Genomic DNA, 26,562 nt, shown 5'->3' with positions numbered 1-26,562 from the left:
GGGTTTAGATGAACCATCGCATCGCCGCGACGCTCGCCGCCGCGACCCTTCTCGCCATGCCTGCCCAAGCCCGCGTGTTCACCCCGCCCGAAGGCTGCGAGGTGTTTCTGACGGTGCAATCCAAGCAATGCTCGGTGTCCAACCTTTATCGCTGCGACACCGACACGGGCGGCTTCGCCGAAGCCATGTTCGACGGCGAGGGCATGTCGGCGGTCGTCACCTATGGCGCCGGCTACCAGTGGCAGGACAGCCTTTACATGTGGGACAATTCCCGCGAACGGCTGGTCGAACCGGCTGAAGACCCCATCGACCTGCCGACCCTGACCGACGAGGGCATCGACACGTTCCGGTTCACGATGCACCGCACCGCCCCCGGCGAAGATCGCGAGATCACCATCGTCGGGGCCGACATGCTGTCTGGCGAAACCACGGTCATCGACGGCATGACGCTCGACATCGTTCAGACCCAGCTTCAGATCCTGACCGAGGACGGGACCGTGGAATACCAGTCGCGCGGGGTTCAATACCTCAACCGCGAGTTGGGCCTGTTCTTCCTCGGACCGGAAGAGGTGCTCGACGACACGGGCGAAGCCACGCCTTACGACAACAGCCCCGTCGATTTCATCCATCCGGGCGAGCCGGGGTTTTCCCAGACGCTCCCCCTTTACGAATGCGACCAGCAGAAGGCGGGGCTTGTCCCCGCGCCAGCCGCCCCCACTCCGGGGCTTGAGGAGACCGACCATGACCAAATTTGACGAACGCTGGGTGGCCGAGGAAGAAGCCAAGCGCGCCTACCTTGCCGAACATGGGATGTACCGCGAAGAGTTCGAACACGCATCGTGCGGCGTGGGCCTCGTCGTGTCGATCGACGGCAAGAAAAGCCGCAAGGTCGTGGAATCGGGCATCGAAGCTCTTAAGGCGATCTGGCACCGGGGCGCGGTGGATGCCGACGGCAAGACCGGCGACGGCGCGGGCATCCACGTGCAGATTCCGGTGGAGTTCTTCTACGATCAGGTCCGCCGCACCGGCCACGAGCCGCGCGAGAAAGAGATGATCGCGGTTGGTCAGGTGTTCCTGCCGCGCACCGATTTCGGCGCGCAGGAGACGTGCCGGACCATCGTCGAGACCGAAGTCCTGCGCATGGGCTATTACATCTACGGCTGGCGTCACGTCCCCGTGGATATCTCCTGCCTTGGCGAAAAGGCCAACGCGACCCGGCCCGAGATCGAGCAAATCCTGATCTCGAACGCCAAGGGCGTGGACGAAGAGACGTTCGAGCGTGAGCTTTACGTCATCCGCCGCCGGATCGAAAAAGCCGCCGCGGCCGCAGGTGTCGGCCAGCTTTACCTCGCCTCGCTGTCGTGCCGGTCGATCATCTACAAGGGCATGATGCTGGCCGAGCAGGTGGCGGAGTTCTACCCGGACCTGAAAGACGAGCGGTTCGAAAGCGCATTCGCGATCTATCACCAGCGGTATTCGACCAACACCTTCCCGCAGTGGTGGCTGGCGCAGCCCTTCCGGATGCTCGCCCACAACGGCGAGATCAACACGCTGAAGGGCAACCTCAACTGGATGAAGAGCCACGAGATCCGGATGGCCTCGGGCGCGTTCGGGGATCTGGCCGAGGACATCAAGCCGATCGTGCCGCAGGGCTCGTCGGACAGTGCGGCGCTGGATTCGGTGTTCGAAGTTCTGGTGCGCGCCGGACGGTCCGCGCCGATGGCCAAGACGATGCTGGTGCCGGAATCGTGGTCCAAGCAGTCGGCGGAGATGCCGAAGGCGTGGGTGGATATGTATTCCTACGCCAACTCGACGATGGAGCCGTGGGACGGCCCCGCCGCGCTGGCCATGACCGATGGGCGCTGGGTCTGCGCGGGTCTCGACCGCAACGGCCTGCGCCCGATGCGCTATGTCGTGACGGGTGACGGCCTGGTCATCGCCGGGTCCGAAGCGGGCATGGTCCCGGTCGACGAGGCGACCTGCGTCGAGAAAGGCGCGCTTGGCCCCGGTCAGTTGCTCGCCGTCGATATGAAAGAGGGCAAGCTCTACCACGACGTCGAGATCAAGGACAAACTCGCCAACAGCCAGCCCTTCGGCGACTGGGTCGGCAAGGTCAACGACATCGACGAAGAACTGCTGGGCGTCGAAGAAAAGGCGCTCCATACCGGGTCCGATCTGCGCCGCCGTCAGGTGGCGGCAGGCTATACGTTGGAAGAGCTCGAACAGATCCTCGCGCCGATGGCCGAGGACGGGAAAGAAACGCTGGCGTCGATGGGTGACGACACGCCGTCTGCGGTGCTGTCGAATGAATACCGGCCCCTGAGCCACTTCTTCCGCCAGAACTTCAGCCAGGTGACGAACCCGCCGATTGACTCGCTGCGCGAATTCCGGGTCATGAGCCTCAAGACCCGGTTCGGCAACCTCAAGAACGTGCTGGACGAAACCGGAAGCCAGACCGAGATCCTCGTGCTGGAAAGCCCCTTCGTCGGCAACGCGCAGTTCGAGGAGTTGCTCAAGCACTTCAACGCGAAATGCGTCGACATCGACTGCACCTTTCCGGCGGACGGGGGCGATCAGGCGCTGCGCGACGGTCTGGCCCGCATCCGTGACGAGGCGGAAGAGGCCGTGCGCTCGGGCGCCGGGCACATCGTGCTGTCGGACATGGCGCAGGACGAGGATAAGGTAGGGATGCCGATGATCCTTGCCACCTCGGCCGTGCATTCGTGGCTGACGCGCAAGGGGCTGCGGACCTTCACCTCGCTCAACGTGCGGTCGGCCGAGTGCATCGACCCGCATTACTTCGCGGTGCTGATCGCGTCGGGTGCGACGGTGGTGAACGCCTATCTCGCCGAAGACAGCCTTGCCGACCGGATCGAGCGCGGCCTGCTGGAAGGCAGCCTGACCGATGCCGTTCGCAAGTATCGCGAGGCGGTGGATCAGGGTCTGCTCAAGATCATGGCCAAGATGGGTATCTCGGTCATCTCGTCCTATCGCGGCGGCCTGAACTTCGAAGCCGTGGGTCTGAGCCGCGCGATGGTCGCCGACTACTTCCCCGGCATGACCAGCCGTATCTCCGGCATCGGCATCGGCGGTATCCAGAAGAAAGCCCGCGCGATCCACGCAAAAGGCTGGCGTCTGGGGCAGGATATTCTGCCCATCGGCGGCTTCTACAAGGCTCGCAAGAACGGCGAGACCCACGCTTGGGGTGCGCAGACCATGCACCTGATGCAGGCGGCCTGCGACCGCGCGTCTTACGAGATGTGGAAGCAGTATTCGGCCCGGATGCAGGCGAACCCGCCGATCCATCTGCGCGACATGCTCGACATCAAACCACTGGGCGAGCCGGTTCCGATCGAACAGGTGGAATCGATCACCTCGATCCGCAAACGGTTCGTGACCCCCGGCATGTCGCTGGGCGCGCTGTCGCCCGAAGCGCACAAAACGCTGAACGTCGCGATGAACCGGATCGGCGCCAAGTCTGACTCCGGTGAGGGCGGCGAAGACCCGGCGCATTTCGTGCCGGAGCCGAACGGTGACAACCCGTCTGCCAAGATCAAGCAGGTCGCATCGGGCCGTTTCGGCGTGACCGCCGAATACTTGAACCAGTGCGAAGAGCTTGAGATCAAGGTCGCTCAGGGTGCCAAGCCCGGCGAGGGGGGTCAGCTTCCGGGGATGAAGGTCACCGATCTGATCGCGCGTCTGCGTCATTCGACCAAAGGCGTGACGCTGATTTCGCCGCCGCCGCACCACGACATCTACTCGATCGAAGACCTCGCGCAGCTGATCTACGACCTCAAGCAGATCAACCCGCGCTGCAAGGTGACGGTGAAACTGGTGGCGTCCTCCGGCGTCGGCACGATTGCCGCTGGTGTCGCCAAGGCGAAAGCGGACGTGATCCTGATTTCGGGTCACAACGGCGGCACGGGCGCATCGCCCGCCACGTCGATCAAGTTCGCGGGTCTGCCGTGGGAGATGGGTTTGTCGGAAGCGCACCAGGTGCTTGCGATGAACAACCTGCGCTCGCGGGTGACGCTGCGGACCGATGGTGGCCTTCGCACGGGTCGTGACATCGTCATGGCCGCGATGATGGGGGCCGAGGAATACGGCATCGGTACCGCCGCGCTGATCGCGATGGGCTGTATCATGGTGCGTCAGTGCCAGTCGAACACCTGCCCGGTGGGCGTCTGCACGCAGGACGAAAGCCTGCGGGCCAAGTTCACGGGCAATGCCGACAAGGTGGTGAACCTCATCACCTTCTACGCCACCGAAGTGCGCGAAATCCTCGCCCGGATCGGTGCCCGTTCGCTGGATGAGGTGATCGGTCGTGCGGATCTTCTGAGCCAGGTCAGCCGGGGTGCCGCGCACCTTGACGATCTGGACCTGAACCCGCTCCTGATCTCGGTCGATGGCGTCGGCAAGGACACGTACGACCGCACCCGGCCGCGCAACGAGGTGCTGGATACGCTCGACGCCGAAATCGTGAAGGATGCCGCGCGCTTCCTGAACGAAGGCGAGAAGATGCAGCTTCAATACGCCGTCCAAAACACGGCCCGGACCATCGGGACGCGGGTGTCGAGCCATATCGTTCGCAACTTCGGCATGAACAACAACCTTCAGCCCGATCACCTGACGATCAAGCTGTCCGGTTCCGCTGGCCAGTCGCTGGGCGCTTTCGCGGCCCCCGGTCTCAAGATCGAGGTCGCGGGCGATGCCAACGACTATGTCGGCAAGGGTCTGTCAGGGGGCACGGTCGTCGTGCGTCCGACCATGTCGTCGCCGCTGGTGGCGAGCGAGAACACGATCATCGGCAACACCGTGCTTTACGGTGCGACCGCCGGGTATCTGTTCGCGGCAGGTCGCGCGGGTGAGCGGTTCGCCGTCCGCAACTCGGGTGCCCATGTGGTGATCGAGGGCTGTGGGTCGAACGGGTGTGAATACATGACCGGTGGTGTCGCGGTGATCCTTGGGACCATCGGGGCCAACTTCGGGGCCGGGATGACGGGCGGCATGGCCTATCTTTACGACCCGGACGCGGTGGCCGAGACCTATATGAACAAGGAAACGTTGGTGACCTGCCCGGTGACGGTCGAGCACTGGGAAGCCGAACTGCGCGGACTGATCGAACGGCATGTGAAAGAGACGAACAGCCGTAAGGGGGCCGAGATCCTTCAGCACTGGGATATCGAGAAGGACAACTTCCTTCAGATCTGCCCGAAAGAGATGCTGCCGCACCTCGCCGCACCGCTTTCGGTCGAAGAGGGGGCGATCCCGGCCGAGTGATCGCCGTCGTGACTTTGAAAAGGGCGTGCCGCTGGCGCGCCCTTTTCCGTTACAAAACATGATTTTTCGTTATGCTGGCCTCACAACAAGGGGGCTTGCCATGAAACGACTACTCAAGATCGCGGCCGTGTTGATCGGTCTCGCGCCGGCGGCGGCGTCGGCCCAGCAATGGGGTGCGGTGTGTATCGGACCGGGCGGCGCATGGGGATATGCGCATAGTTATGGGAGCGAATCCGGGGCCTACAACCGAGCCTTGCAGGAGTCGCAATACGACTGCGAAGAGGTTCGGACGTTCTTCAACACCTGCGCCGCTATGGCCGTCGCCTCCAACGGCGGCTGGGGTTGGTCGACCGGCAATTCGCGCGGACAGGCCGAGGCGGGGGCGATGAGCTATTGCCGCCAATACGGGTCGGGCTGTCAGGTCCGCGTTTGGGCCTGTTCCGGCTGAGAACAATTCGTTGACGAACCCATAGGGCGTTCGCCGGATTGAGATTCCGTGCCAGACTTGCCCAAACTGGGGGATTCGATGCTGTTACATATTGCTGCCACGGCGCAGTTTTTCATGCGTGTCATATTGGGATTGTGTTTCGGGCTGATCGCCGGGGCCATGCTGGCGACGTTCCTTCCGATCTACGCCTGACGGGAACCGGACTTGCGCTTGCGACGTTCGATTTCCGAATGGATTGAACGGAGTGTCCCATGTCCGAGATCGTCGTTGCCCGTTTTCCCGACCCAGCCAAGGCCGAGGCCGCCCGCATGGCGCTGGCGAAGCTGGGCCGCACCTATCAGATCGAGCCGGAAGACATCGAACTGGTCAGGCGCGGCACCGACGGGAACGTCGAGATCATGCCGGAGGTCAACATCCGCCTCGCCCATGTGATCGGCGGCGCGATCTGGGGGGCCGTTCTGGGTGTCGTCTTTCTCGTGCCCGTCATCGGCGCGGCGGTTGGATCAGCCGCAGGCTTCCTGACCGGGCGCTTCACCGACGTCGGGCTTCGCGATGCGTATCTTCGCGATGTCGGACACCAGATCGCCCCGGGTGAGGCCGCTGTCGCCCTGCTGGCCCGTCGTGTGGACCCCGGTGCCTTGGCCGAGACGGTTCGCCGGTTCGGGGGCAAGGTCATCCGCTCGTCCTTAAGCGGGCGGCGCGCCGACCAGATCCGAACCGTGACGGCCGCGGATGCGCGCGGCGCCGAAAAGGCCAGCTTGCGGGACCAGCCCGAGCTTGCTTGACCACGCGCCCGCGCCCGTGGTCATAAGTGGCCATGGCGCGGAAATCGAAAAAGACCGAAGCGAAGCCACGCCGCGTCAGGGCCAAGCGCCCCGCGCGGCGTTTCGTATGGCGTTGCTCACGGCGCATCGTTCTTGGGTTCGTCGCCCTGATTTGCCTTTTGGTCTCGCTCTTCGCCTTCGTGAACCCGCCGACCACGCTTTACATGGCGAGCGAGTCGCGCCGCCTTGGCGGTGTGGCGCATGACTGGATCGACATCGAATATGTTGCGCCAGTGATGGCCCGGTCCATCGTGGCGGCGGAAGATGCGAACTATTGCCTGCACTGGGGCTTCGACATGGAGGCGATCCGGCAGGTCATCGAAGCGGGCGAAACGCGCGGCGCGTCGACCCTGTCGCAGCAGGTCGTCAAGAACGTCTATCTCTGGCCTGCCCGCAGCTATGTGCGCAAGGCGCTGGAGGCGATCATCACGCCGGTCGTGGAACTAGTCTGGACCAAGCGCCGGATCATCGAGGTCTATATGAATGTGGCCGAGTTCGATGAGGGCGTGTTCGGCGTTCACGCAGCCGCCCAGCATTACTTCGGGGTCACCCCCGACAAGCTGACGGATGTGCAGGCCGCCCGTTTGGCCGCGATCCTGCCGAGCCCCAAGGAACGCTCGGCCTCGAACCCCGGTCAGTTCGTGCAGCGCCGGGCCGCGTCGATCCGCGACGGGGCGGCGACGATCCTCCGAGACGGGCGGGCGGATTGCTTCGAGGATTGAACCCTTTCGCATTTCACGGCATGACAGGCGAAACCCCAATAAAAACGCAGCGATGATCCGCCTTTACCACTCCCCCCTGTCCCCGTTCTGCCGCAAGGTGCGGCTCGTCCTTGCCGAGAAGCGGCTGGAGGTCGAGCTGGTCGAGGAACGGTATTGGGAAAAGAGCGTCGAGTTCATGCGCCGCAATCCGGCGGGCAAGGTTCCGGTGCTACGCATCGACGGCAAGACGCTGACCGAAAGCGCGCCGATCTGCGAATACATCGAGGAAACCGTGCCGGAGCCGTCCCTGATGCCGAATTCGGCCGACGGGCGGTACGAGGTGCGGCGGCTGGTCATGTGGTTCGACGACAAGTTCCACAGCGAAGTGACGTCGAACCTGCTGTATGAGCGCGTGAACAAGAAGCTGATGGGGCAGGGCTACCCGGATTCGACGCGGATCAAGAACGGGGCGAAGGCGATCAAGTATCACCTCGACTACATGGGGTGGCTTCTGGATCAGCGGCGCTGGCTGGCGGGCGACGCCCTGACGCTGGCCGATTTCGCGGCGGCCGCGCATCTGTCGGCGCTCGACTACATCTCGGACGTCGACTGGAACCGCAACGCCAACGTGCGGGAGTGGTATGCCAAGATCAAGTCGCGGCCCGCGTTCCGGTCGTTGCTGGCCGATCAGGTGCCAAGCTTCCCGCCGCCCGAACATTACGCCAACCTCGATTTCTGACGCGGCCCGGACCGGAGAGGTCCCATGACACTGACCGAAAAGCTGAAGGCGCAGGCACTGGCCGAGGGATTCTCGGCGGTCGGTGTGATGCGTCCCGATGCCGTGCCGGAGCTGGCCGACCGGCTGGCCGCCTTTGTCGAAGCGGGGCGGCATGGCGACATGGGCTGGATGGCCGAGCGGGTGCACTGGCGCGGCGCGCCCGATGCGCTGTGGCCCGAGGCAAGGTCGGTCATCATGCTGGCCGAACTTTACACGCCGGAGCACGACCCGATGGCTGTGATCGGCGAACCGGAGCGCGGCGCGATCAGCGTCTACGCGCAGAACCGCGACTACCATGACATCGTGAAGAAACGGCTGAAGCGGGTCGGGCGCTGGCTGATCGACGAGGCGGGGACAGGGACCGAGATCAAGGTGTTCGTCGATACCGCGCCGGTGATGGAGAAGCCGCTCGCGCAGGCCGCGGGGCTGGGGTGGCAGGGCAAGCATACCAACCTGCTCAGTCGCGACCTGGGAAGCTGGTTCTTCCTCGGTGCGATTTTCACGACGGCCGAATTGGAGCCGGATCGTCCGGGGCGCGAGAACTGCGGTCGCTGCACCGCTTGTTTGGATGTCTGCCCGACGGATGCCTTCCCCGCGCCCTTCCAACTCGATGCAAGGCGCTGCATTTCCTACCTGACGATCGAGCACAAGGGTCCGGTGGACGAGGCCCTTCGCCCCCTGCTGGGGAACCGGATTTATGGGTGCGACGACTGCCTCGCCGTCTGTCCGTGGAACAAGTTCGCCGCCGAGGCGTCGGAGGCGCGTTATCTGGCGCGAGACGATCTTGCAGCGCCAAGGCTCGCGGACCTCGCGGCTCTGGACGATGCGGCGTTCCGCGAGAAATTCTCCGGCAGTCCGATCAAGCGCATCGGCCGGACCCGTTTCCTGCGCAATGTGGCCTATGCGATGGGCAATTCGGGCGACCCGTCGTTCGCCCCACAGCTTCAGCGCCTCGCAGGCGAGCCTGACCTGGTGCTTGCCGATGCAGCCACGTGGGCTCTGACCCGGATCGCTCGTTAAGCCGATCCGACCTTACACCTTTCGGCCCACTGCACGCTGTCCTCGGATTTCGGTCAATTGATCGGAACGTGCATGTGAAAGGCTTCGACCGCGGCGCTGATCCCTCGTGCCGCACGGGCGACCGAATAGGGGCCGATGGTGGTATGCCCGACCCTGTAGGTGACGCGCGTGGCGTCGACGCCGGGGTGGAAGAAAACGAAGACCTCGACCCCCTTGGCCTTGAAGGCGTTGACGATGGCGAGTTCCAGCGCCCGTTGCGAATATCCCCCGGCGCGGGCGGGCACCCATTCCACCTGTGCGACGATGTGGATCTGTTCGGTGGGGCGGCCCCTGTCATAGGCCGACAGGGCTTGCTGTGTGACGCCAAGGGGCCGAAGGTTCGGGTCCTTCGTCACCACGTAATAGCCGAGCGACATCGCGGTCGGCATCACGATAAGTGCGATGATCCCGAGAACGTAAAGGATGTTGCGGCGCGCGGCCATGCCTGCCCCCAGAGTTGGACGAGGCCACTCTAGGGGACAGGTCTTTTCAAAGTGTTACGACCGAACGTGCCGTTCGTAGGCCTCTGCGATCTCGCGGGTCAGGGCGCCGACCTCGAAGGTGTAGTCCCCGATCTGACCGACCGGGGTCACTTCCGCCGCCGACCCGGTGAGCCAGCACTGTTCGAACCCTTCCATCTCTTCGGGCATGATGTGCCGCTCGTGCACCTTCACGCCCCGCTCTTCGAGCATCTTGATGACGGTCTGGCGGGTCAGGCCGTTCAGGATCGCGTCGGGCAGGGGGGTGTGAACCTCGCCGTCCTTGACGAAGAACACGTTGGCCCCCGTCGCCTCGGCCACATAGCCGCGATAGTCGTAAAACAGCGCGTCGGAGCATCCCTTGGCCTCGGCCGCGTGCTTGGACATGGTGCAGATCATGTAAAGACCGGCGGCCTTGGCGGCGGTCGGGATCGTTTCCGGCGAGGGGCGCTTCCACTTCGAGATGTCGAGCTTCGCGCCCTTCATTTTGGCGTCGCCATAGTAGCTGCCCCATTCCCAAGCCGCGATGAACAGGCGCACGGGGTTGCGCGAAGAGCTGACCCCCATGTCTTCACCCGCGCCCCGGAACGCGACGGCCCGCACGTAGGCATTGGAGAACCCGTTCGCCTTGAGCACCTCGTCCTTGGCGGCGGTGATCTGTTCCGCCGTCCACGGGATCGGCATGTCGAGCAGCTCGCCCGAGCGCAGCAGGCGCTTGGAATGCTCGTCGGTCAGGAAGATCTTGCCATCATACGCGCGCTCGCCCTCGAATACGGACGAGGCGTAGTGAAGCGCGTGGGTCAGGATGTGTACGTTGGCGTCGCGCCAATCGACGAGCGTGCCGTCGACCCAGATTTTGCCGTCGCGGTCATCATATCCAGCCATTCCAACCTCCTTGGCCACATGGGCGCTTTTGCAAATGTTGCGCAAACTATGTCCGAACCGGACGTAAAGTTGCGTCAAAGACGCGATTCGCTACCATTGAGGGGTGGTAAAGTCAACAAGACTGACGTAAATTGCCTATCCGAAGGGCATTTTGTGAACGAGGATACCAAGGATGGACGACCGGCGTGGACCCCACCTGCTGTTCCTCACTGACGAGCAGCTCAAGAAGGGTATCGAGGCGATGTTCTTTGCCTACAAGGGCTTTACGGCGGACCCTGATCGCATTCTTGAACAATACGGCTACGGGCGGGCGCATCACCGGGCGATCCATTTCATTCATCGCAGCCCCGGCACGACCGTCAACAACCTGCTGGCGATTCTCGGCGTTACGAAACAGTCGTTGAACCGCGTGTTGCGCACACTGGTCGAAGACGGGCTGGTCGAAAGCCGCGTGGGTACGCGCGACAAACGCGAACGGCATCTGGTGCTGACCGAGAAAGGTCAGGCACTCGAGGCGGACCTCGCCGAAGCGCAGCGTGCCCGGATGCGCGCGGCCTACCGCGAGGTCGGGCCGGAGGCGGTCGACGGGTTCCGAAAGGTGCTGGAGGCGATGATGGACCCGGACATGCGCCGCCACTTCAACGCGCTGAAGGACCCGGAATGAGCCAGCCGGACGCGCATCTGCTTCTGGTCGACCCGGATGAGACCAAGCGCGGTCTGCTGAAGACCTTTCTCGGTCGGCACGGCTTCCTCGTCTCCGCCGCGCGGGATGTGGACCATGCGCAGCGCCTGCTGACGGGGCTGGATTTCGACCTGATCGTGCTGGAGGATGTGGCCGAGGCCGCACCGCTGTGCGATCTGACCGAAGCTCCGGCGCTGTGGCTCGTCGCGGCAGGCGAAACGCGCGAGGGCGAGGTTCTTTCGAAGCCGTTCGAACCGCCCGCACTGATCGACAAGATCAACCAGATGCTCGACCGCCGCCCGCCGCCCGAATCCGCCGCGCCCAAGGTGCTCAGGATGGGGCCGTTCACCTATGACATCGAAGCGGGTGCCCTGACTCAGGGCGAGGCGCGCGTGCGTCTGACCGCGACCGAGGTCAAACTGATGCGTGCGCTGGCGGCGCGGCCAAATGCGCCGATCACACGGTCCGAACTGGCCGACGTTGTCGATGCCGACCCGGCAAGCCGCGCGGTCGACGTCCAGATCACGCGGCTGAGGCGCAAGCTGGAACCCAACCCCAAGATGCCCAAGGTGCTGCAAACCGTGCGCGGGACCGGCTACATGATCGTCGCCGACTGATCGCGTCCCCACGTCACGCTTGCGCCGATGGTCTGCCCCGTGCCTCTCTCACCCCCAAGGGAGGATCAGCCATGTACGAAGTGATCGGAAAGATCGACACCCGCGCGTTCCGCGTGCTCTGGATGCTCGAAGAACTGGGCCAGCCTTACGAGTGGACCAAGGCCGGGCCGCGCAGTGCCGAGGTGATGGCGCACAACCCCTCGGGCAAGGTGCCGGTCCTGCTGGTCGATGGCGAGCCGGTGAACGACTCGGTCGCGATCATGCAGTATCTGGCGGACCGCCATGGCGCGTTCACACATCCTGCAGGGACGCTGGAACGCGCGCGCCAGGACGCGATCACCAACTTCCTGATCGACGACTTCGACGCGCTCCTCTGGATGGGCGCGCGCCACGTCTTCGTCCTGCCGGAAGAGCACCGGATGCCCGAGATCCGGTCGTCGCTGAAATGGGAATTCGCAGGCGCGGTGGAACGCTGTGCCAATATCCTCGGCGACAAGGCTTTCCTGACCGGGGACGAGATGACTGTGCCGGACATCCTTGCCGCCCATTGTGCGAACTGGGCCTTCTCGGCCAAATTCCCGCTCGAGAACGATAAGTTCAATGCCTACGTCAAGCGGATGCGCGACCGGGACGCCTTCAAACGCGTGGCGGCGCTGGCGAAAGCCTAGCCCAGCGCCTGACGGGCCGCCGCCAGCCCGGTGGCGAAACAGGCGGTCAACAGGTAGCCGCCCGTCGGCGCCTCCCAATCCAGCATTTCGCCGCAGGCATACAGGCCGGGAACGGACCGGATCGCATAACCGTCGAGGGCATCGGCCGTGATGCCCCCGGCGGTCGAGATCGCCTCGTCGATCGGGCGAAGTCCGGCATGACGGATCGGCAGTGCCTTGACGAGCGGGGCGAGGTCGTCGGGCAAGGGCCGCCCGAACTCCATCAACAGGGCGAGGCGAACGGGGTCCAGCTTCAGCGCCTTGCGCAGGTGCGCGGCGACGGTCGCCTTGCCGCGCGGCTTGGCCAGACGCGCGGCCACCTCGTCTTGCGTCAGGTCGGGGCACAGGTCGACGGTAAGCGCCGCACCCTCGCGCACCGCGCGCGAGACGGTGTAGATGGCCGACCCTTCGAGACCCCGCGCCGACACCACGAACTCCCCCCGGACCGAGGTGTCGCCTGCGGTGAGCCGGGCCACCTTGACCGGCGCGCCAAAGTGCTTGTCCATGTGAACCGACCAGTCGACCACCAGACCGGCGTTCGCAGGGGCGAGCGGCGCGATATTCACGCCACGATCCGCCAGCCACGGCACCCATGCCCCGTCCGAGCCGAGGCGCGCCCAACTGCCGCCGCCAAGTGCGAGGATGCACAGGTCGGGGGTGACGACCTGCCGCCCCTCCGGCGTGTCGAAGACATAGCCCGCGCCGTCGAATCCGACCCACCGCCAGCGTGTGCGCATGGCAACGCCGTCTAGCGTGCCGAGCCACGCCCGCAACAGCGGCGATCCTTTCATGGTCTTGGGAAACACCCTCCCCGACGACCCGGTGAAGACAGGCTGGCCCAGCCCGCGCGCCCAATCCGCGACCGCCTCCGGTCTGAAATCCACAACCGCCGCCCGAACCAGCCCGGCGCAACTGCCGTGATAGGCCGCAAGGAACCGTTCGAGCGGCTCGTCCTTGGTCAGGTTCAGCCCGCTCTTGCCCGCCATCAGGAATTTTCGCGCGACCGATGGTTTCGCTTCGGCCACCACCACGTCGCAGCCGCCACGCGCCAGCGCCCCGGCGGCCATCAACCCCGCCGGACCCGCGCCGATCACCAGTGCTTGCCGTTTCACGCCGTTCATCCCACCTTCACTGCATGGAAGCGCCGCCCGACACAAGCGACCCGATCTGCTCGATCTGCGCCCGCCCGATCCCCGAAGGCGTTCCGCAATCGCGCCATCACCTGATCCCGCGCCTGAAAGGCGGCAAAGGCGGCGAGACGGTGCTGCTCCACCACATCTGCCACAAGGAAATCCACGCGACCCTGTCCGAGGCCGAGCTTGCCCGTGTCTACAATACGCCCGAGGCGCTGCTCACCCACCCCCGGATCGCTAAGTTCGCCAGATGGGTCGCCAAACGCCCGCCCGACTTCCTGTCCCGCAGCGAAGGCAAACGCCGTCCCCGCCGTTAGGTGTTTCCGGTCTCGAAATATCCCGGGGGAGCGCGAGGGGGCTGGCCCCCTCGCCCGGGTCGGGTCGGGCGCAAGTCCGATCCGAAATCAGATCAAGCCCTTGATCCCGGCCACATGCTCCGGCGTCGCGCCCAGCGCATCCGTAGCCAAATCCCGCGCAGCCGTGACGACATCCGCGTCGATGATCCGGTCGATCAGACCCCAGTCCAGCGCCTCGGGCGCTTCGACCTTTTGCCCGGCCATAAGGATCATCTTGGCCCGCGACGGGCCAACGAGGGCCGCAAGACGTTTCGGGTCCGACGGCTGCGGCAGGAAGCCCAACTTCATCACCGGGTAGAAGAACTTGGCCGACGGCACCGCGATCCGCAGATCGCAGGCCAGTGCCATGCCCATCGCCCCGCCTGCGAGCGTGCCGTTCAGGGCCGCGATGGTCAGGATCGGGGCGCTGGCGATGGCGCCCGAGAGCCGTTCCCAGACCGGATCGGTGGCAAGCCCCGCGCGCGCCTCGTCAAGATCGGCCCCGGCGGAGAACACCTTGCCTTCCCCGGTGAAGATCAGCGCGCGTGCGGTGCTCGACGCCTCTTCGGCCACAGTCGCCAGTTCGAGCAGCATCTCGCGGGTGAGCGAATTGGCCTTGTCGGGCCGGGCGATGGTGGCGATCCAGAGGCCGCCGTCCCGCTCCAGCCGGATCATGCGATCAGGCCCACGGCGCGGCGCACGTCTTCGTCACGCAAAGACACCTCCTGCCCGAGCCATGCATCCCCATCCGGGCCGCAAAGCCACATCAGGCACTTCGCAGGCCAGTCGGGCGGGATGTGGTCGGACCAGTCGAGCTGGCTGACCGGGTTCACGCCGGAGGCCTTGATCTCGCGCTGCATCTCGGTCGCCACGGTGCCGGGCGACAGGCCGATGGCCCGGATGCCGTGACCCACCTCTTCCTTGTGAAGACACCGGGTCAGCATGTGGACCGCGGCCTTGGAGGTGCAGTAGTGGCTCCATGCCTCCAGCGCTCCATGCGCCGCGCCGGACGAAATCGTCAGAACCGTTCCGCTGCCTGCCTTCCGCATCGTCGGCAGCACCGCCCGCATGCCGTGGTAGACGCCCTTGACGTTGATGTCGATCACACGGCCCCAGTCGTCCGGGTCGCTGTCCGCCATGTTCGCAATGGGTTCGATCACGCCCGCGTTGTTGATGAGCACGTCGACGCCGCCGAACTGCGCGATGGCTTCGTCCACGGCTGTCTGCACCGCCTCGAAGCTGGCCACGTCGCATTCCAGCGCGAGCGCGTTGTCCCCGATCTCTTCCGCCAGTGAGGTGAGCGCATCGCCGGAACGCGCCAGCAGGGCGACGTTCGCCCCGGCCCCGGCGAACACGTGCGCGGCGGCCTCGCCGATCCCCCGGCTCGCGCCGGTGATGACCACCGTCTTGCCTGTCATATCCATCTGAAAACTCCCTGTTTCGCGCAGACCGTAATGGTTCGTTGCGCGGTGGACCAGTGCGTCGCCCTTGCGGGGGGGCGTTGGGGCCGTTACCTGAGACGACAACGTGGAAAGGAAACCCATGAAGGCCAAGCTCGACAGTCTCACCCAACAGCTTCTCGACGCCGCGCGCAAAGCGGGGGCCGACAATGCCGACGCGCTCGCCGTCGCGGGCACGTCGCTGTCCATCGACGTGCTCAAGGGCGCGCTGGAACATGCGGAGCGGTCCGAGGGCGTGGACATCGGGCTGCGCGTGATGGTCGGGCATCGTCAGGCGAACGTGTCGGCCTCGGACACCTCGGCGGACACGATCGAGGAAATGGCACAGCGGGCCGTCGCGATGGCGCGCGAGGCGCCGGAGGACCCCACCATCGGGCTGGCCGATCCATCGCAATATGCCCGCGACTGGGATCTGGCGGCACTGGAACTGGCCGACCCGTCAGACGAGCCGGCGCCCGATGCGCTGGAAGAGGATGCGCGGGTCGCCGAACAGGCCGCGCTGGGCGTCGAGGGCGTCAGTCAGGTGCAGGCCACGTCTGCGGGCTACGGCCGCACTGACATTTTCCTCGCCACCTCGAACGGGTTCGCGGGCGGCTATGGCCGCACGACGCGCGCCGTGTCGCTTGCCGCGATCTCAGGCACGGGTGCCGAGATGGAGCGGGAATTTAACGGCGAATCCCGCATTTTCCAGACCGACCTGCCGTCGGCGGAAGAGATCGGACGCATCGCAGGCGAACGGGCAGCGGCGCGCAAGGGCGCGAAACAACCGCCGACCGGCACCTATCCGGTCCTGTTCGACGAACGTGTTTCGGCCTCGATCATCGGGCACCTTCTGGGGGCGATCAACGGGACATCCATCGTGCGCGGATCGTCCTTCCTGCGCGACCGGATGGGTCAGCAGGTTCTGCCCGCGCATCTGTCGATCATCGAAGATCCGCTGCGCGTGCGTGCCACCGGATCGCGCCCATTCGACGGGGAGGGCCTTCCGACCGGGCGCCGGGCGCTTGTCGAAAACGGCGTGCTGAACGGCTGGGTGCTCGACCTCGCCACCGCGCGCAAACTGGGGCTGGAAAGCACGGCGAATGCGGGGCGCGGCACCGGAGCGCCGCCCAGCCCGGGCGTGTCCAACATGTACCTGACACCGGGAGACAAGACCCATGCCGACCTCATGTCCGATATGGGAACCGGGCTGCTGGTCACGGGGCTGATCGGGTCGACCGTGAACCCGAACACGGGCGATTACTCGCGCGGGGCCTCGGGCTTCTGGGTCGAGAATGGCGAGATCGCCTACCCGGTCAACGAATGCACCATCGCGAGCAACCTGATCGACATGCTTCTGCGGATCATTCCGGCGAATGACGCCGAGCCGCACAAGTCGCGGCAAGTGCCATCGCTTTTGATCGAAGGGATGACCCTTGCGGGAAGCTGATACCGCGCTTCTGGCCGACGCGGCACGAGAGGCGGGGGAGATCGCGAAGCGGTTCTTCAAGCGCGACGTGACCAAGTGGGAAAAGCCGGACTATCAAGGCCCGGTGACTGAAGCCGATCTGGCGGTCGACGAGATGCTGAAGGGCCGTCTGCGGGCCGCCCGGCCGGATTATGGCTGGCTGTCCGAGGAGACGCCGGACGCCACCGACCGGCTGGACGCCGAGACGGTGTTTATCATAGACCCGATCGACGGGACGCGGGCCTTCATCGAGGGGAACCCGACGTGGTCCCATTCCCTCGCCATCGCGAAGGGCGGCGCGGTCGTGGCGGCGGTCGTCTATCTGCCGATGCACGACAAGCTTTATGCGGCGACGGCGGGGCAGGGTGCGATGCTGAACGGCGAGGCCATTCGCGCGTCGGAGCAAAGCGTTCTGGCCGAGGCCGAGGTGCTGGCGGCGAAGCCCGCGATGGAGCCGCACAACTGGCTCGACGCCGACGTGCCGGAGATGAAACGGCAATTCCGCTCGTCGCTCGCCTATCGCATGGCGCTGGTCGCCGAGGGGCGCAAGGACGCCATGTTCACACTTCGCGCGACGTGGGAATGGGACGTGGCCGCCGGAACATTGCTGGTCGCCGAGGCCGGCGGGCGCGTGTCGGACCGAAAAGGCGGTGCGCTGGGGTTCAACAATCGGCATCCGCAGGTCAACGGCGTGGTCGCCGGTGGTGGTGCGGTCCACGCCGATATCGTGTCGCGCCTGCTTTAGGAATTTCGCCGCGGGCTTGCGCCCGCGTCGACCCGCTGGAGGGGAGGCCAGCCTCCCCTCCAGACCTCCCCACCGGGATATTTCCGGACCGGAAAGGGGATGTGCGTTTCGCTCTGCCGCAGCCGGGAATCGAGGTAGGGTGAGGGGTCACTTACGAGGAGATTCCCATGCGTTCAGTCATCTTCACAGTGTTCGCTTGCTGTCCGGGCGTCGTTCTAGCCCAGGAAGGACCGACCTTCGATTGTGCCCAAGCCACGCATGAGGCGGAGATCGCCATCTGCGAAAACGCGGAATTGGCCGCGCTGGACCGACGTCTGGCCGAGACTTATGGCGCGGCGCTGACCATGGCAGAAGGGCTGGACGCGGGCGCCGAGGCTGCGGTGGCGGAGCTGAAGGCCTATCAGCGAGGCTGGATCGGGGGGCGAGACGCGTGTTGGAAAGACAGCGATATCGTGGCCTGCATCAGCGACGCCTATCTGCGGCGCGAGGCCGAACTGGTGGCGATGTGGATGCTCGAGGAACCGGTCGGCACGTCCGTCTGGATGTGCGACGGCGGACCGGAAGTCGTGACGATGTTCTTCGACACGCCCCTGCCCAGCGCGCGCATGGAAGTCGGGGATTCCATCGACGTCGCAACGGTGACCCGGACCGCGTCAGGGGCCAAATACGAGGGCAGCTTCGGGCGGTCGATCTGGATCAAGGGGAACGAGGCGCTCTATCGCGAAGCTTCGCCGAATGATGCGGAGTATGGCTGCGTGCTGGCTGAGTAGGCGATGAGGTGTTAGCGGAATACAATGCCGCTAACACACATGAAAAAAGGGACTTTACAGCGTCGCGTCACCCCCTAACATCGGACTTATCCGAGTGTGAAAGGACATCCCATGGCCGACGCCCCGAAACGCCCCCTGACCCTGCGCGACGTGTCCGAGGCGTCGGGCGTCAGTGAAATGACGGTCAGCCGGGTTCTGCGCAACCGGGGCGACGTGTCGGACGCGACGCGGGAAAAGGTGCTCGAAGCGGCCAAGGCGCTGGGCTACGTGCCGAACAAGATCGCCGGGGCGCTGGCCAGTCAGCGGGTGAACCTTGTCGCCGTCATCATCCCGTCGCTGTCGAACATGGTGTTTCCCGAGGTGATGACCGCGATTTCGGACGTTCTGGACGATACGCCGCTGCAACCCGTGGTGGGGGTCACGAACTACAAGAAGGAACGCGAGGAAAAGGTGCTCTACGAGATGCTCTCGTGGCGGCCCTCGGGGGTCATCATCGCGGGACTTGAGCATTCGGAGGCGTCCAAGGCGATGCTGCGCGGGGCGGGTATTCCGGTCGTCGAGATCATGGACACCGACGGCACGCCGATCGACGCCGCCGTGGGGATCAGCCACCGGCGCGCGGGCCGGATGATGGCCGAGGCGATCATCAAGGCGGGCTATCGCAAGATCGGCTTCCTCGGCACCAAGATGCCGCTGGACCACCGGGCGCGCAAACGGTTCGAGGGGTTCACCGAGGCGCTGGCCAAGGCCGGGATGGAGATTGCCGATCAGGAGTTCTATGAGGGCGGGTCCGCGTTGGGCAAGGGCCGGGAGATGACCGAGGCGATCCTCAAACGGACCCCGGACCTCGACTTTCTCTATTTTTCGAACGACATGATCGGGGCTGGGGGGCTTCTCTATTGCCTCGACAATGGGATCGACGTGCCGAACCAACTGGGGCTGGCCGGGTTCAACGGGGTCGAATTGCTCAAGGGTCTGCCGCGCACGCTCGCCACGATGGACAGCTGCCGGGAAGAGATCGGGCGCAAGGCCGCCGAGATCATCGCGTCGCGCGTCGAAGGCGGGATCGAAGGGCCTCAGGGCCAGAAGGTCGAACTGACCCCGACCATCGAGCGGGGCCATACGTTGCGCCGCAAACCCAAGGATGCCGCCTACCCGGAATGAGTTGACGCACGGCGCCCGCCGGGGCATCAACCTTGCGCGCGGTCCCGTGGCTCAATTGGATAGAGCAGCCCCCTCCTAAGGGGCAGGTTGCAGGTTCGAATCCTGCCGGGATCGCCAGCCCTTCCGAACAGCTTGACGCGACGACCGGCGGGAAATCTGTGGGCGGGCTGCGACACCTTGGCTAACCTTTGCGGCAGGGAGGACGGCATGGTTTATCTACGCATCGCGTCGGCGCTTATCGCGCTGGTCTACTGGGTCGCGGAACCGATCGGAGGTGACGGCTCGCTGGTCAATTCGCTCATTAAGGCATCCTGCGTGACGCTTCTGGCGGTGTCGGTCGTGCCCTCGGGGCGGCTGATGCTGGTGGCGGCGCTGGCGCTTGGAGCGGCCGGGGATTACCTGCTCAGTCGATCGGGCGACATCATGTTCATGGCGGGCATGGGCGCCTTCGCGGTCGCGCACATCCTGTATGTCGTGCTGTTCCTGAGCCTGCCGACACGGATGCGGATCGTTCCGATGGTGGCGCTCGTGGCCTACGGTGGTCTCATGGCCGTCGTCATGTGGGAGGGGGCCGGGGCGCTGCGGGTGCCGGTCATGGCCTATATCGTCGTTATCATCGCCATGGGCCTTGCAGCCCTCAGCCGGGCCCGTTCGGAGCAATTCTGGGTGCTGCTCGCCGGGGCCGGGCTTTTCATCCTGTCCGATACCCTGCTCGCCACACGCCTGTTTCTGTGGGAGGGCGAGGCGGCATTTCCCGGCGGGTTCCTGATCTGGCCGACATACTGGTGCGCGCAGTTCGCGCTGATGTGGGGGTTCGAAAGGTCGCGGGGGTGACCCGTCACACCATCCGGATCACGTCCTTGTCGATCGACAGCATGTAGCCGCGCCGCGCGATGGTCTTGACCAGAAGTTCGGCCATCATCTGATTGCCCAGCGAGTCGCGCAGGCGCTTGATGCGGGTTGCCCCTGCCGCCTCTTCGCAGTCCGAGGCATCGCGGCCCGAAATGACCCCCTCAAGCTCGGCCCCCGTCAGCACGTCTTCGTCCATCCGGGCCTCGGCCAGCACGGCGAGGGTTTCGAGCGCGGCTTCGGTCAGCGAGAACTCCAAGTCGTTCAAAAGCACGGTGCGGTCGTTGCGGTTGATGACGAGGGATTTGACGCGAAGCCCCGCGCGCTCGATCTCGTCCATCCGGCGGTTCTGGCCGATGATGATGACGAGGAAGACGAGCGCCGCGACGAGGAGCGCGGTCGCGAAGACCATCAGCACGAAGATCACCACCCGATAGCTGGTGAGCGTGTCGGAAAAGGCGGTGCCGGATTGGGCGAGGATTTCGAGCAGCTTGATCTCGGCCTCGCCCGTGAGCGCATCGTTCTCGATGAAGATCTGTTCGACCCGCGCGTTGAACGCGTTGGCCGACGGCAGGTTCAGGAAAAGAAAGATCGCCGCGACGGTGAGGATCGCGACGATGGCGGCGATGCCGATGGCGACCACACGGTTGCCGGTCAGGCGCGTGTCAGTAGCGAAGGAAGTAGGGGCCGGCACTCGCTTTCCTCTCATCAAGGCCTGCATCGTCGAACACGCCCAGCACATTGAGCAGTGTCCAGCCGTCGGCGGCGATTCGGCGGCTCACCTCGGGCGCGGCGTCTTGGGCCGAACCGCAGGCGACATCGGGCAGTTCGATGACACCGTAGTGCAGTTTCAGCGGGTTGTCCTGCTTGGCCTTGTAGTCGGCATAGCAGGCGGCAGTCGCCGGAAGGGCGAGCAGGGTGGCGGCGGCAATGGCCGTGGAAAGAAGGCGTGTTTTCATGGGCGTAGAGATGCGCCGGAAGCCCCTGTTATGCGATATCAAACCACCTTTTCCGGGCCGCTATCCGATGTCAACGCGGCGATATTCCATGTCCGGGGCGAGGGGGGCCAGTTTGGGTTCATCGACATCGCGGATCACCCCGCACACACCCAACAGGACCCGAAAGGACACGTTATGAAATTGATTTCCAAAATCACCCGCCCGGTCACCGCCATGGCGCTCGCCGCTTCGGTCGCCTTGTCGCCTGTGGCCGCCACCGAAGCGCGCGCCGGGAGCGAAGAGGCCCTGATCGCAGGGGCCATCGGCACGATCATTCTGGGTGCCATCGCGACGCAGGCGATCGGCAACGGCAACATTCGTTTCCATTCCAACACGCAGTCGCATTACCAGCCGCGCAACCCCGCGCCGACCTATGGCAATACGCATGGCGGACGTCATGACGGGAACCGGGGCGGCCATCACGACAACCGCGGAAACCATGGCGGCAACCGGCACAACGCCAAGCAACTGCCGTCGAGCTGCATCGTGAACAACATTCCGGGCGAGCGCGGCGTTCTGTTCGGCAACCGCTGCCTTCAGCGCAACTTCACGGGCGCCTCGCGTCTGCCCGCGCAGTGCAAGGATCATGTCTACAACCGCAACACCGGGAACGTCCGCAACGTCTATCGCGGTCACTGCCTACGCCAATACGGCTACACCATCGCCGCGCGGTAAGAACATCGAGCAGGGAGCGGCACGTCTGTCCCCGATCTTCCGAATGCCGCTCCTCCCCGGCGGCGGGCCCGTAGAAGGCCCGCCGCCTTTTTCTTGTCCTTGCCTGCGGGGGTTCATTGCCGCAGGTAGGCGGCATGACCGATGGACTTGATTTTTCGCATGAGACCGCCGTGTTCGCCCGTGGCTTTGCCCGTGTTGCGGGTGTGGACGAGGTGGGGCGCGGGCCGCTCGCCGGCCCCGTGACCGCTGCGGCCGTGATCTTGGATGCTGCGAACATCCCCGAGGGATTGAACGATTCCAAGAAACTGTCGGCGAAGAAGCGCGACGCCCTGTTCGACGCGATCATGGCCGGGGCGCAGGTGGGCATCGCCCATGCCAGCGTTGAAGAGATCGACACCCACAACATTCTGCGCGCCTCCCACATCGCGATGCTGCGCGCGGTCGAGGCGCTGGGCACGCCCCCGGATCACCTGCTGATCGACGGCAACTTGATCCCGCGCGGCTGCACTGTTTCTGCCGAGGCCGTAATCAAGGGTGACGGCAAATCACTGTCCATCGCCGCCGCTTCGATCGTGGCGAAAGTGACACGCGATCGGATCATGGTGGACTTGGCGCAACAGCACCCCGGCTATGGGTGGGAGCGCAATGCGGGTTATCCATCAAAAAGCCACATTTCGGCACTCCAAGAATTAGGTGTGACCCCACACCATAGGCGATCCTTCAAGCCGGTCCACAATATCTTGTGTCCACCAAAACTGTAAGACACTGATTTAAAAAAGAAATTGACCACGAATCGCGTCTGACTCAAACTTATCCACAAGATACGAGGTCGAAAACGACCCGGGGAACGAGGCAGACAAATGAACAAAATGATCCCTGCGGCAGAGGCTCTGCCGCTCAATCAGATTTTGCCCGGTGATTGCATCGAGGTGATGAACAGCCTTCCGGAAAGCTCGGTCGATCTGATTTTTGCGGACCCGCCCTATAACCTTCAGCTCAAGGGCGACCTGCATCGCCCGGACAACTCCAAGGTCGACGCGGTCGATGACGAATGGGACCAGTTCGCGAGCTTCAAGGTCTATGACGATTTCACGCGCGAATGGCTGGCCGCCGCGCGCCGCCTGCTTAAGCCGAACGGTGCGATCTGGGTGATCGGCTCCTACCACAACGTGTTCCGCATGGGGGCCGAGCTTCAGAATCAGGGCTTCTGGATTCTGAACGATGTGGTCTGGCGCAAGTCGAACCCGATGCCGAATTTCCGGGGCAAGCGCCTGACCAATGCGCATGAGACGCTGATTTGGGCGCAGAAGTCCGAGGACAGCAAGGCGACCTTCAATTACGAGGCGCTGAAGTCGCTGAACGAAGGCGTGCAGATGCGGTCGGACTGGGTCATCCCGATCTGCAACGGCGGCGAGCGGCTGAAAGACGACAACGGCGAAAAGGCGCATCCGACGCAGAAGCCCGAGGCGCTCCTCCACCGCGTGCTGGTCGGTACGACCAACCCCGGCGACGTGGTGCTCGACCCGTTCTTCGGGACCGGCACCACCGGCGCGGTCGCCAAGATGCTGGGCCGCGAATTCATCGGGATCGAGCGTGAGGAGGCCTATCGCAAGGTGGCCGAGAAACGTATCTCGAAGATCCGCAAGTTCGACAAGGAGGCGCTGACCGTCTCGACCTCCAAACGTGCCGAGCCGCGCGTCGCCTTCGGGCAACTGGTCGAACGCGGTATGCTGCGCCCCGGCGAAACCCTGATCGGCCCGCGCGGCCAGATCGCCAAGGTCCGGGCCGACGGCACACTCATTTCGGGCGAGGCGCGGGGGTCGATCCATCAGGTCGGCGCGGCGCTGGAATCCGCGCCTTCGTGCAACGGCTGGACCTACTGGGCGTTCAAGCGCGACGGCAAGACCGTGTCGATCGACGTTCTCAGACAACAGATTCGCGCAGAAATGCGCTGACGGAATTGCCCCTCGGGGCAAAAGGCGTACCGCCTGTGCCAGTGGCATCGACCACGGCACAACTTACCCCGCCCTCGTGGCGGGGTTTTTTTGGTTTGGCGTTGAACCGGGGCGGGGGCCGGGGGCACCTTGTCCAAAAGGGGACAGGTCCATGAAGCTACTGATCATCGCCGTGGGGTCGCGGGGCGACGTGCAACCGTTCGTGGCCTTCGGGCGGGCGGCCACGGCGGCAGGGCACGATGTGGTGCTGTCGGCACCGCAGGGGTTCGACACGATGATCCGGTCGGCCGGGCTGACCCCCGCGCCGCTTCCCGTCGATTTTCAGGAGCTTCTGCAACAGCCGGAAATGCAGGCCGCGTTCAACTCGCTCACCGGGCGGCTCAAGGCGTTTCGCTGGGCGAACGAAATCATGAACGACCAGTTGTCAGAGATGTGGCGCATCGGGCTCGAGGTGGCGCCGGACCTGATCCTTTATCACTTCAAGGGCGCGATGGGGCCGTATCTGGGCCGCAAGCTGGGCCTGCCCGCGCTGCCCGTCGCGCTTCAGCCGGGGTTCGCGGCGACGGGCGAATATCCAATGTTCCTGATGGGGTCCAAGGACCGGGGGCCTGCGCTCAACCGGGCGACGCACCGGATCATCCATGCCACGATGCGCATGGGGACGAACGTGATGGTGAAGCGGTGGATCAAGGCGACGGGGGCCGAGATCGGACCCTTGATGGAGGTGCGACTGGGCTATGCACCCGCCGGCGCGCCGACCCGGCTTCACGCGTTTTCGCCCACGCTGGTTCCGCGCCCTGCCGATTGGGGCGCAGGGGACGTGCAGACCGGGTATTTCTTTGAAGACCCCGACGCGGATTACCTGCCCGACCCAGGCCTCGCGGCGTTTCTGGAGGCTGGCACCCCGCCGATTTACGCAGGCTTCGGTTCGATGCCGGGGCTAGACCACGAACGCACCACACGGGCCTTGCGGGGCGCGCTGGAGAAGACCGGGCAGCGGGCGGTTCTGGCGACCGGCTGGGGCGGGATCGAGGGGTTCGAGACGGGCGAGAACATCCACGTCCTCGACGCCGTGCCGCACACATGGCTGTTTCCGCGCGTCTCGGCAGTAATCCACCACGGCGGATCAGGGACCACGCACGAAGGGCTGCGATGGGGCAAACCGTCGGTCGTCTGCCCGCTTTTTGCCGATCAGCCGTTCTTCGGTGCGCGTGTCGCCGCGTTGGGCGCAGGGCCGGACCCGATCCGGCAAAAGCGGCTGACGGCGGATAACCTCGCCGCCGCCATTGATGTCGCGCTCATGCCCGAGACGGCGAAGCGGGCCGACGCGCTGGGCGGGGCGATCCGCACCGAAACGGGGATCGCCGATACGCTGGCCCTGATCGAACGGCTCGCCTAGCGCGGGCCGGGGATCGGGTGCTCGCCGTTCTTGTAGGGCCCCCAATCCTCGATCTCGGGGTAATACTGCCGCCGCCATGCCCGCACGCGCTTGTTCATCACGCGCCGCCAGATCGGCGGGATCATCGCACCCATCGCCATGAGCGGATAGCCATAGGGAAGCTGCGGGGCCTGCGTTTCGTCGTAGGTCTGAAGCAGCGGAAAGCGCCGCGCGGGTTTGTAGTGGTGGTCCGAATGGCGTTGCAGGTTGATGAGCAACCAGTTGGTCGCCCGGTGGCTCGCGTTCCACGAATGATGCGGGCGGACGGGTTCGTATTTCCCGTCGCCCAGATGTTTGCGGGTCAGGCCGTAGTGTTCGACGTAGTTGGTCAATTCCAGCTGCCAGATCGCGATGAAGGCCTGAAACAGGAAGAGCGCGAGGCCAAGCCAGCCGCCGATCAGAAGCGCAAGGATCACCGCGCCGCCCTGTAGCGCCCAGTAGCGCCAGAATGGGTTCGCACCGTCCCAAGGCGACAGATCACGCCGGGCCAGCATCGCCCGTTCCGCCCGCCACGCCGACACCGGGCCTTCGCGCAGGACACGGAAGAAATAGCGGTGGAAGCCTTCGTTATACCGCGCCGTGACCGCATCGCGGCGGGTGCCGACCCACGGGTGATGCACCAGCAGGTGCTCGGTGCGGAAATGGGAATAGAGCACGGTGGCAAGCAGCAGGTCGGCAAGCCAGCGTTCGAAGCGATCCTTCTGGTGCATGAGTTCGTGGGCATAGACGATGCCGATGGAGCCGCCCATGACGCCGACGCCGAAGAAGACCCCGAACTTCTCCCACAGTTCAAGGTGTTCTGCCCGCGGAACGAAGGCGATCATGCCGTAAAGGGTGACGACCTGAATGGGCAGCCAGATCCAGGTGATGAGGGAATACCAGTAAAGATGCGCATCGGTCGCGGCGGGGTCAGGGTTGTCCTCGTTCCGGCCCAGAAGCCGGTCGAGCGCGCTGAAGGCCCACCAGGTTCCCGCAATGGGCAGGATCAGTGCCCAGCCGCCATATGTCGCCGCGAGGAGGACGAGCGGGATGATAACCAGCGACGACCAGAAGGGCGCTGCGTGACGGAAATCTATGGCGGTGTCGGTCGGGGCCATCTGCTCACTCCTTGTCCCCCGTGGCCGAGTCTACGC

Annotated in this window: 28 protein-coding genes and 1 tRNA gene; 21 read left to right on the top strand and 8 right to left on the bottom strand. The window is 64.8% G+C overall.

Features of this window, described 5'->3' with window-relative positions; all coding sequences use genetic code 11:
• Nucleotides 1-8 precede the first annotated feature (8 nt).
• From HOY44_RS08565 to queG, 7 genes are all read left to right on the top strand, one after another.
• Entirely contained in the window at nt 9-755 is a 747-nt protein-coding gene (locus HOY44_RS08565) for a hypothetical protein (protein WP_287434273.1), read from the top strand.
• A complete protein-coding gene (gene gltB, locus HOY44_RS08560; RefSeq protein ID WP_287434272.1) occupies nt 742-5,280 on the top strand; it encodes a glutamate synthase large subunit in 4,539 nt (1,512 codons plus the stop codon). The genes HOY44_RS08565 and gltB overlap by 14 nt, the downstream gene beginning before the upstream one ends.
• A gap of 100 nt (nt 5,281-5,380) precedes the next feature.
• A complete protein-coding gene (locus HOY44_RS08555) occupies nt 5,381-5,728 on the top strand; it encodes a DUF4189 domain-containing protein (RefSeq protein WP_050771974.1) in 348 nt (115 codons plus the stop codon).
• A 251-nt stretch (nt 5,729-5,979) separates the two neighbouring features.
• Nucleotides 5,980-6,513 carry a DUF1269 domain-containing protein gene (locus HOY44_RS08550; protein WP_287434271.1) on the top strand — a complete coding sequence of 178 codons (534 nt, stop codon included), beginning with the start codon at nt 5,980-5,982 and terminating at the stop codon, nt 6,511-6,513.
• Between the two features lie 32 nt (nt 6,514-6,545).
• Nucleotides 6,546-7,274 carry a monofunctional biosynthetic peptidoglycan transglycosylase gene (gene mtgA / locus HOY44_RS08545; protein ID WP_287434270.1) on the top strand — a complete coding sequence of 243 codons (729 nt, stop codon included), beginning with the start codon at nt 6,546-6,548 and terminating at the stop codon, nt 7,272-7,274.
• A gap of 52 nt (nt 7,275-7,326) precedes the next feature.
• A complete protein-coding gene (gene fzlA / locus HOY44_RS08540; protein ID WP_008333163.1) occupies nt 7,327-7,992 on the top strand; it encodes an FtsZ-binding protein FzlA in 666 nt (221 codons plus the stop codon).
• 24 nt (nt 7,993-8,016) lie between these two features.
• Nucleotides 8,017-9,051, top strand: coding sequence for a tRNA epoxyqueuosine(34) reductase QueG (gene queG / locus HOY44_RS08535; protein ID WP_287434269.1), 1,035 nt, complete (start codon nt 8,017-8,019; stop codon nt 9,049-9,051).
• A gap of 53 nt (nt 9,052-9,104) precedes the next feature.
• Here the strand turns inward: queG and HOY44_RS08530 are convergent, their stop codons facing one another.
• Both HOY44_RS08530 and HOY44_RS08525 read right to left on the bottom strand, forming a co-directional pair.
• Complete coding sequence (locus HOY44_RS08530) at nt 9,105-9,533, bottom strand: hypothetical protein (RefSeq protein ID WP_040885020.1); 429 nt, start codon at nt 9,531-9,533, stop codon at nt 9,105-9,107.
• A 54-nt stretch (nt 9,534-9,587) separates the two neighbouring features.
• Complete coding sequence (locus HOY44_RS08525; protein WP_040885024.1) at nt 9,588-10,454, bottom strand: branched-chain amino acid aminotransferase; 867 nt, start codon at nt 10,452-10,454, stop codon at nt 9,588-9,590.
• Nucleotides 10,455-10,626: 172 nt separating this feature from the next.
• Here HOY44_RS08525 and HOY44_RS08520 point away from each other — a divergent pair, with 172 nt between their 5' ends.
• The 3 genes from HOY44_RS08520 to HOY44_RS08510 all read left to right on the top strand — a co-directional run bounded on the left by HOY44_RS08520 (nt 10,627) and on the right by HOY44_RS08510 (nt 12,421).
• Entirely contained in the window at nt 10,627-11,118 is a 492-nt protein-coding gene (locus HOY44_RS08520; RefSeq protein ID WP_040885026.1) for a MarR family winged helix-turn-helix transcriptional regulator, read from the top strand.
• Entirely contained in the window at nt 11,115-11,753 is a 639-nt protein-coding gene (locus HOY44_RS08515; RefSeq protein WP_287434268.1) for a winged helix-turn-helix domain-containing protein, read from the top strand. Before HOY44_RS08520 ends, HOY44_RS08515 begins: the two co-directional genes overlap by 4 nt.
• Nucleotides 11,754-11,824: 71 nt before the next feature.
• Nucleotides 11,825-12,421, top strand: coding sequence for a glutathione S-transferase family protein (locus tag HOY44_RS08510; RefSeq protein ID WP_287434267.1), 597 nt, complete (start codon nt 11,825-11,827; stop codon nt 12,419-12,421).
• Here the strand turns inward: HOY44_RS08510 and HOY44_RS08505 are convergent.
• Nucleotides 12,418-13,581, bottom strand: a complete 1,164-nt coding sequence (locus tag HOY44_RS08505; protein WP_287434266.1) for a TIGR03862 family flavoprotein — start codon at nt 13,579-13,581, stop codon at nt 12,418-12,420. The genes HOY44_RS08510 and HOY44_RS08505 overlap by 4 nt on opposite strands.
• A 14-nt stretch (nt 13,582-13,595) precedes the next feature.
• Between HOY44_RS08505 and HOY44_RS08500 the strand changes: the two genes are divergently transcribed.
• Complete coding sequence (locus tag HOY44_RS08500) at nt 13,596-13,910, top strand: HNH endonuclease family protein (RefSeq protein WP_287434264.1); 315 nt, start codon at nt 13,596-13,598, stop codon at nt 13,908-13,910.
• Nucleotides 13,911-13,997: 87 nt separating this feature from the next.
• Here HOY44_RS08500 and HOY44_RS08495 read toward each other — a convergent pair whose 3' ends face one another.
• Nucleotides 13,998-14,603 carry an enoyl-CoA hydratase/isomerase family protein gene (locus tag HOY44_RS08495; protein ID WP_287434262.1) on the bottom strand — a complete coding sequence of 202 codons (606 nt, stop codon included), beginning with the start codon at nt 14,601-14,603 and terminating at the stop codon, nt 13,998-14,000.
• Nucleotides 14,600-15,352: an SDR family oxidoreductase gene (locus HOY44_RS08490; RefSeq protein WP_287434260.1), complete on the bottom strand. Its 753-nt coding sequence runs from the start codon at nt 15,350-15,352 to the stop codon at nt 14,600-14,602. The genes HOY44_RS08495 and HOY44_RS08490 overlap by 4 nt, the downstream gene beginning before the upstream one ends.
• Nucleotides 15,353-15,470: 118 nt before the next feature.
• On the opposite strand from HOY44_RS08490, the gene HOY44_RS08485 reads away from it, so the two are divergent.
• The 6 genes from HOY44_RS08485 to HOY44_RS08460 all read left to right on the top strand — a co-directional run bounded on the left by HOY44_RS08485 (nt 15,471) and on the right by HOY44_RS08460 (nt 20,348).
• Complete coding sequence (locus HOY44_RS08485; protein ID WP_138422566.1) at nt 15,471-16,817, top strand: TldD/PmbA family protein; 1,347 nt, start codon at nt 15,471-15,473, stop codon at nt 16,815-16,817.
• Nucleotides 16,804-17,580 carry an inositol monophosphatase family protein gene (locus HOY44_RS08480; RefSeq protein ID WP_287434259.1) on the top strand — a complete coding sequence of 259 codons (777 nt, stop codon included), beginning with the start codon at nt 16,804-16,806 and terminating at the stop codon, nt 17,578-17,580. Before HOY44_RS08485 ends, HOY44_RS08480 begins: the two co-directional genes overlap by 14 nt.
• 167 nt (nt 17,581-17,747) lie before the next feature.
• Nucleotides 17,748-18,350 carry a lysozyme inhibitor LprI family protein gene (locus HOY44_RS08475; RefSeq protein WP_287434257.1) on the top strand — a complete coding sequence of 201 codons (603 nt, stop codon included), beginning with the start codon at nt 17,748-17,750 and terminating at the stop codon, nt 18,348-18,350.
• 111 nt (nt 18,351-18,461) lie between these two features.
• A complete protein-coding gene (locus HOY44_RS08470) occupies nt 18,462-19,514 on the top strand; it encodes a LacI family DNA-binding transcriptional regulator (RefSeq protein ID WP_287434255.1) in 1,053 nt (350 codons plus the stop codon).
• A gap of 40 nt (nt 19,515-19,554) precedes the next feature.
• Nucleotides 19,555-19,631 (top strand) — tRNA-Arg (locus HOY44_RS08465).
• A 90-nt stretch (nt 19,632-19,721) separates the two neighbouring features.
• Complete coding sequence (locus HOY44_RS08460) at nt 19,722-20,348, top strand: lysoplasmalogenase (RefSeq protein WP_287434254.1); 627 nt, start codon at nt 19,722-19,724, stop codon at nt 20,346-20,348.
• Between the two features lie 4 nt (nt 20,349-20,352).
• Here HOY44_RS08460 and HOY44_RS08455 read toward each other — a convergent pair whose 3' ends face one another.
• Together HOY44_RS08455 and HOY44_RS08450 are read right to left on the bottom strand one after the other, a co-directional pair.
• On the bottom strand, nt 20,353-21,072 hold the full coding sequence (locus HOY44_RS08455; protein WP_502710684.1) for a winged helix-turn-helix domain-containing protein: 720 nt from the start codon (nt 21,070-21,072) through the stop codon (nt 20,353-20,355).
• On the bottom strand, nt 21,029-21,322 hold the full coding sequence (locus tag HOY44_RS08450) for a hypothetical protein (RefSeq protein WP_008333246.1): 294 nt from the start codon (nt 21,320-21,322) through the stop codon (nt 21,029-21,031). Before HOY44_RS08450 ends, HOY44_RS08455 begins: the two co-directional genes overlap by 44 nt.
• 174 nt (nt 21,323-21,496) lie before the next feature.
• Here HOY44_RS08450 and HOY44_RS08445 point away from each other — a divergent pair, with 174 nt between their 5' ends.
• From HOY44_RS08445 to HOY44_RS08430, 4 genes are all read left to right on the top strand, one after another.
• Nucleotides 21,497-22,036, top strand: a complete 540-nt coding sequence (locus HOY44_RS08445; protein WP_138422088.1) for a hypothetical protein — start codon at nt 21,497-21,499, stop codon at nt 22,034-22,036.
• A gap of 134 nt (nt 22,037-22,170) precedes the next feature.
• Nucleotides 22,171-22,797: a ribonuclease HII gene (rnhB, locus tag HOY44_RS08440; RefSeq protein ID WP_287434248.1), complete on the top strand. Its 627-nt coding sequence runs from the start codon at nt 22,171-22,173 to the stop codon at nt 22,795-22,797.
• A 99-nt stretch (nt 22,798-22,896) separates the two neighbouring features.
• Nucleotides 22,897-23,991, top strand: a complete 1,095-nt coding sequence (locus tag HOY44_RS08435; protein WP_287434247.1) for a site-specific DNA-methyltransferase — start codon at nt 22,897-22,899, stop codon at nt 23,989-23,991.
• 151 nt (nt 23,992-24,142) lie between these two features.
• The gene (locus tag HOY44_RS08430; protein WP_287434245.1) at nt 24,143-25,390 is read left to right on the top strand and encodes a glycosyltransferase; all 1,248 of its coding nucleotides are present in this window, start codon (nt 24,143-24,145) and stop codon (nt 25,388-25,390) included.
• Here the strand turns inward: HOY44_RS08430 and HOY44_RS08425 are convergent.
• Nucleotides 25,387-26,526 (bottom strand): alkane 1-monooxygenase, encoded by a 1,140-nt coding sequence (locus tag HOY44_RS08425; RefSeq protein ID WP_287434244.1) that lies wholly within the window; start codon nt 26,524-26,526, stop codon nt 25,387-25,389. The genes HOY44_RS08430 and HOY44_RS08425 overlap by 4 nt on opposite strands.
• Nucleotides 26,527-26,562: the final 36 nt, after the last annotated feature.

The sequence above is a fragment of the Maritimibacter sp. genome (assembly GCF_016774595.1).
GTDB lineage: Bacteria > Pseudomonadota > Alphaproteobacteria > Rhodobacterales > Rhodobacteraceae > Maritimibacter > Maritimibacter alkaliphilus.
Note: the sequence above shows the minus strand (reverse complement) of the source record. Positions and strands in the feature narration are given on the sequence as shown.

What these genes read in the sequence shown, in the direction of transcription:
- HOY44_RS08565 (WP_287434273.1), top strand. Translation starts at nt 9, where the DNA reads ATGAACCATCGCATCGCCGCGACGCTCGCCGCCGCGACCCTTCTCGCC.
- gltB (WP_287434272.1), top strand. Translation starts at nt 742, where the DNA reads ATGACCAAATTTGACGAACGCTGGGTGGCCGAGGAAGAAGCCAAGCGC.
- HOY44_RS08555 (WP_050771974.1), top strand. Translation starts at nt 5,381, where the DNA reads ATGAAACGACTACTCAAGATCGCGGCCGTGTTGATCGGTCTCGCGCCG.
- HOY44_RS08550 (WP_287434271.1), top strand. Translation starts at nt 5,980, where the DNA reads ATGTCCGAGATCGTCGTTGCCCGTTTTCCCGACCCAGCCAAGGCCGAG.
- mtgA (WP_287434270.1), top strand. Translation starts at nt 6,546, where the DNA reads ATGGCGCGGAAATCGAAAAAGACCGAAGCGAAGCCACGCCGCGTCAGG.
- fzlA (WP_008333163.1), top strand. Translation starts at nt 7,327, where the DNA reads ATGATCCGCCTTTACCACTCCCCCCTGTCCCCGTTCTGCCGCAAGGTG.
- queG (WP_287434269.1), top strand. Translation starts at nt 8,017, where the DNA reads ATGACACTGACCGAAAAGCTGAAGGCGCAGGCACTGGCCGAGGGATTC.
- HOY44_RS08530 (WP_040885020.1), bottom strand. Translation starts at nt 9,533, where the DNA reads ATGGCCGCGCGCCGCAACATCCTTTACGTTCTCGGGATCATCGCACTT.
- HOY44_RS08525 (WP_040885024.1), bottom strand. Translation starts at nt 10,454, where the DNA reads ATGGCTGGATATGATGACCGCGACGGCAAAATCTGGGTCGACGGCACG.
- HOY44_RS08520 (WP_040885026.1), top strand. Translation starts at nt 10,627, where the DNA reads ATGGACGACCGGCGTGGACCCCACCTGCTGTTCCTCACTGACGAGCAG.
- HOY44_RS08515 (WP_287434268.1), top strand. Translation starts at nt 11,115, where the DNA reads ATGAGCCAGCCGGACGCGCATCTGCTTCTGGTCGACCCGGATGAGACC.
- HOY44_RS08510 (WP_287434267.1), top strand. Translation starts at nt 11,825, where the DNA reads ATGTACGAAGTGATCGGAAAGATCGACACCCGCGCGTTCCGCGTGCTC.
- HOY44_RS08505 (WP_287434266.1), bottom strand. Translation starts at nt 13,581, where the DNA reads ATGAACGGCGTGAAACGGCAAGCACTGGTGATCGGCGCGGGTCCGGCG.
- HOY44_RS08500 (WP_287434264.1), top strand. Translation starts at nt 13,596, where the DNA reads ATGGAAGCGCCGCCCGACACAAGCGACCCGATCTGCTCGATCTGCGCC.
- HOY44_RS08495 (WP_287434262.1), bottom strand. Translation starts at nt 14,603, where the DNA reads ATGATCCGGCTGGAGCGGGACGGCGGCCTCTGGATCGCCACCATCGCC.
- HOY44_RS08490 (WP_287434260.1), bottom strand. Translation starts at nt 15,352, where the DNA reads ATGGATATGACAGGCAAGACGGTGGTCATCACCGGCGCGAGCCGGGGG.
- HOY44_RS08485 (WP_138422566.1), top strand. Translation starts at nt 15,471, where the DNA reads ATGAAGGCCAAGCTCGACAGTCTCACCCAACAGCTTCTCGACGCCGCG.
- HOY44_RS08475 (WP_287434257.1), top strand. Translation starts at nt 17,748, where the DNA reads ATGCGTTCAGTCATCTTCACAGTGTTCGCTTGCTGTCCGGGCGTCGTT.
- HOY44_RS08470 (WP_287434255.1), top strand. Translation starts at nt 18,462, where the DNA reads ATGGCCGACGCCCCGAAACGCCCCCTGACCCTGCGCGACGTGTCCGAG.
- HOY44_RS08460 (WP_287434254.1), top strand. Translation starts at nt 19,722, where the DNA reads ATGGTTTATCTACGCATCGCGTCGGCGCTTATCGCGCTGGTCTACTGG.
- HOY44_RS08455 (WP_502710684.1), bottom strand. Translation starts at nt 21,072, where the DNA reads ATGAGAGGAAAGCGAGTGCCGGCCCCTACTTCCTTCGCTACTGACACG.
- HOY44_RS08450 (WP_008333246.1), bottom strand. Translation starts at nt 21,322, where the DNA reads ATGAAAACACGCCTTCTTTCCACGGCCATTGCCGCCGCCACCCTGCTC.
- HOY44_RS08445 (WP_138422088.1), top strand. Translation starts at nt 21,497, where the DNA reads ATGAAATTGATTTCCAAAATCACCCGCCCGGTCACCGCCATGGCGCTC.
- rnhB (WP_287434248.1), top strand. Translation starts at nt 22,171, where the DNA reads ATGACCGATGGACTTGATTTTTCGCATGAGACCGCCGTGTTCGCCCGT.
- HOY44_RS08435 (WP_287434247.1), top strand. Translation starts at nt 22,897, where the DNA reads ATGAACAAAATGATCCCTGCGGCAGAGGCTCTGCCGCTCAATCAGATT.
- HOY44_RS08430 (WP_287434245.1), top strand. Translation starts at nt 24,143, where the DNA reads ATGAAGCTACTGATCATCGCCGTGGGGTCGCGGGGCGACGTGCAACCG.
- HOY44_RS08425 (WP_287434244.1), bottom strand. Translation starts at nt 26,526, where the DNA reads ATGGCCCCGACCGACACCGCCATAGATTTCCGTCACGCAGCGCCCTTC.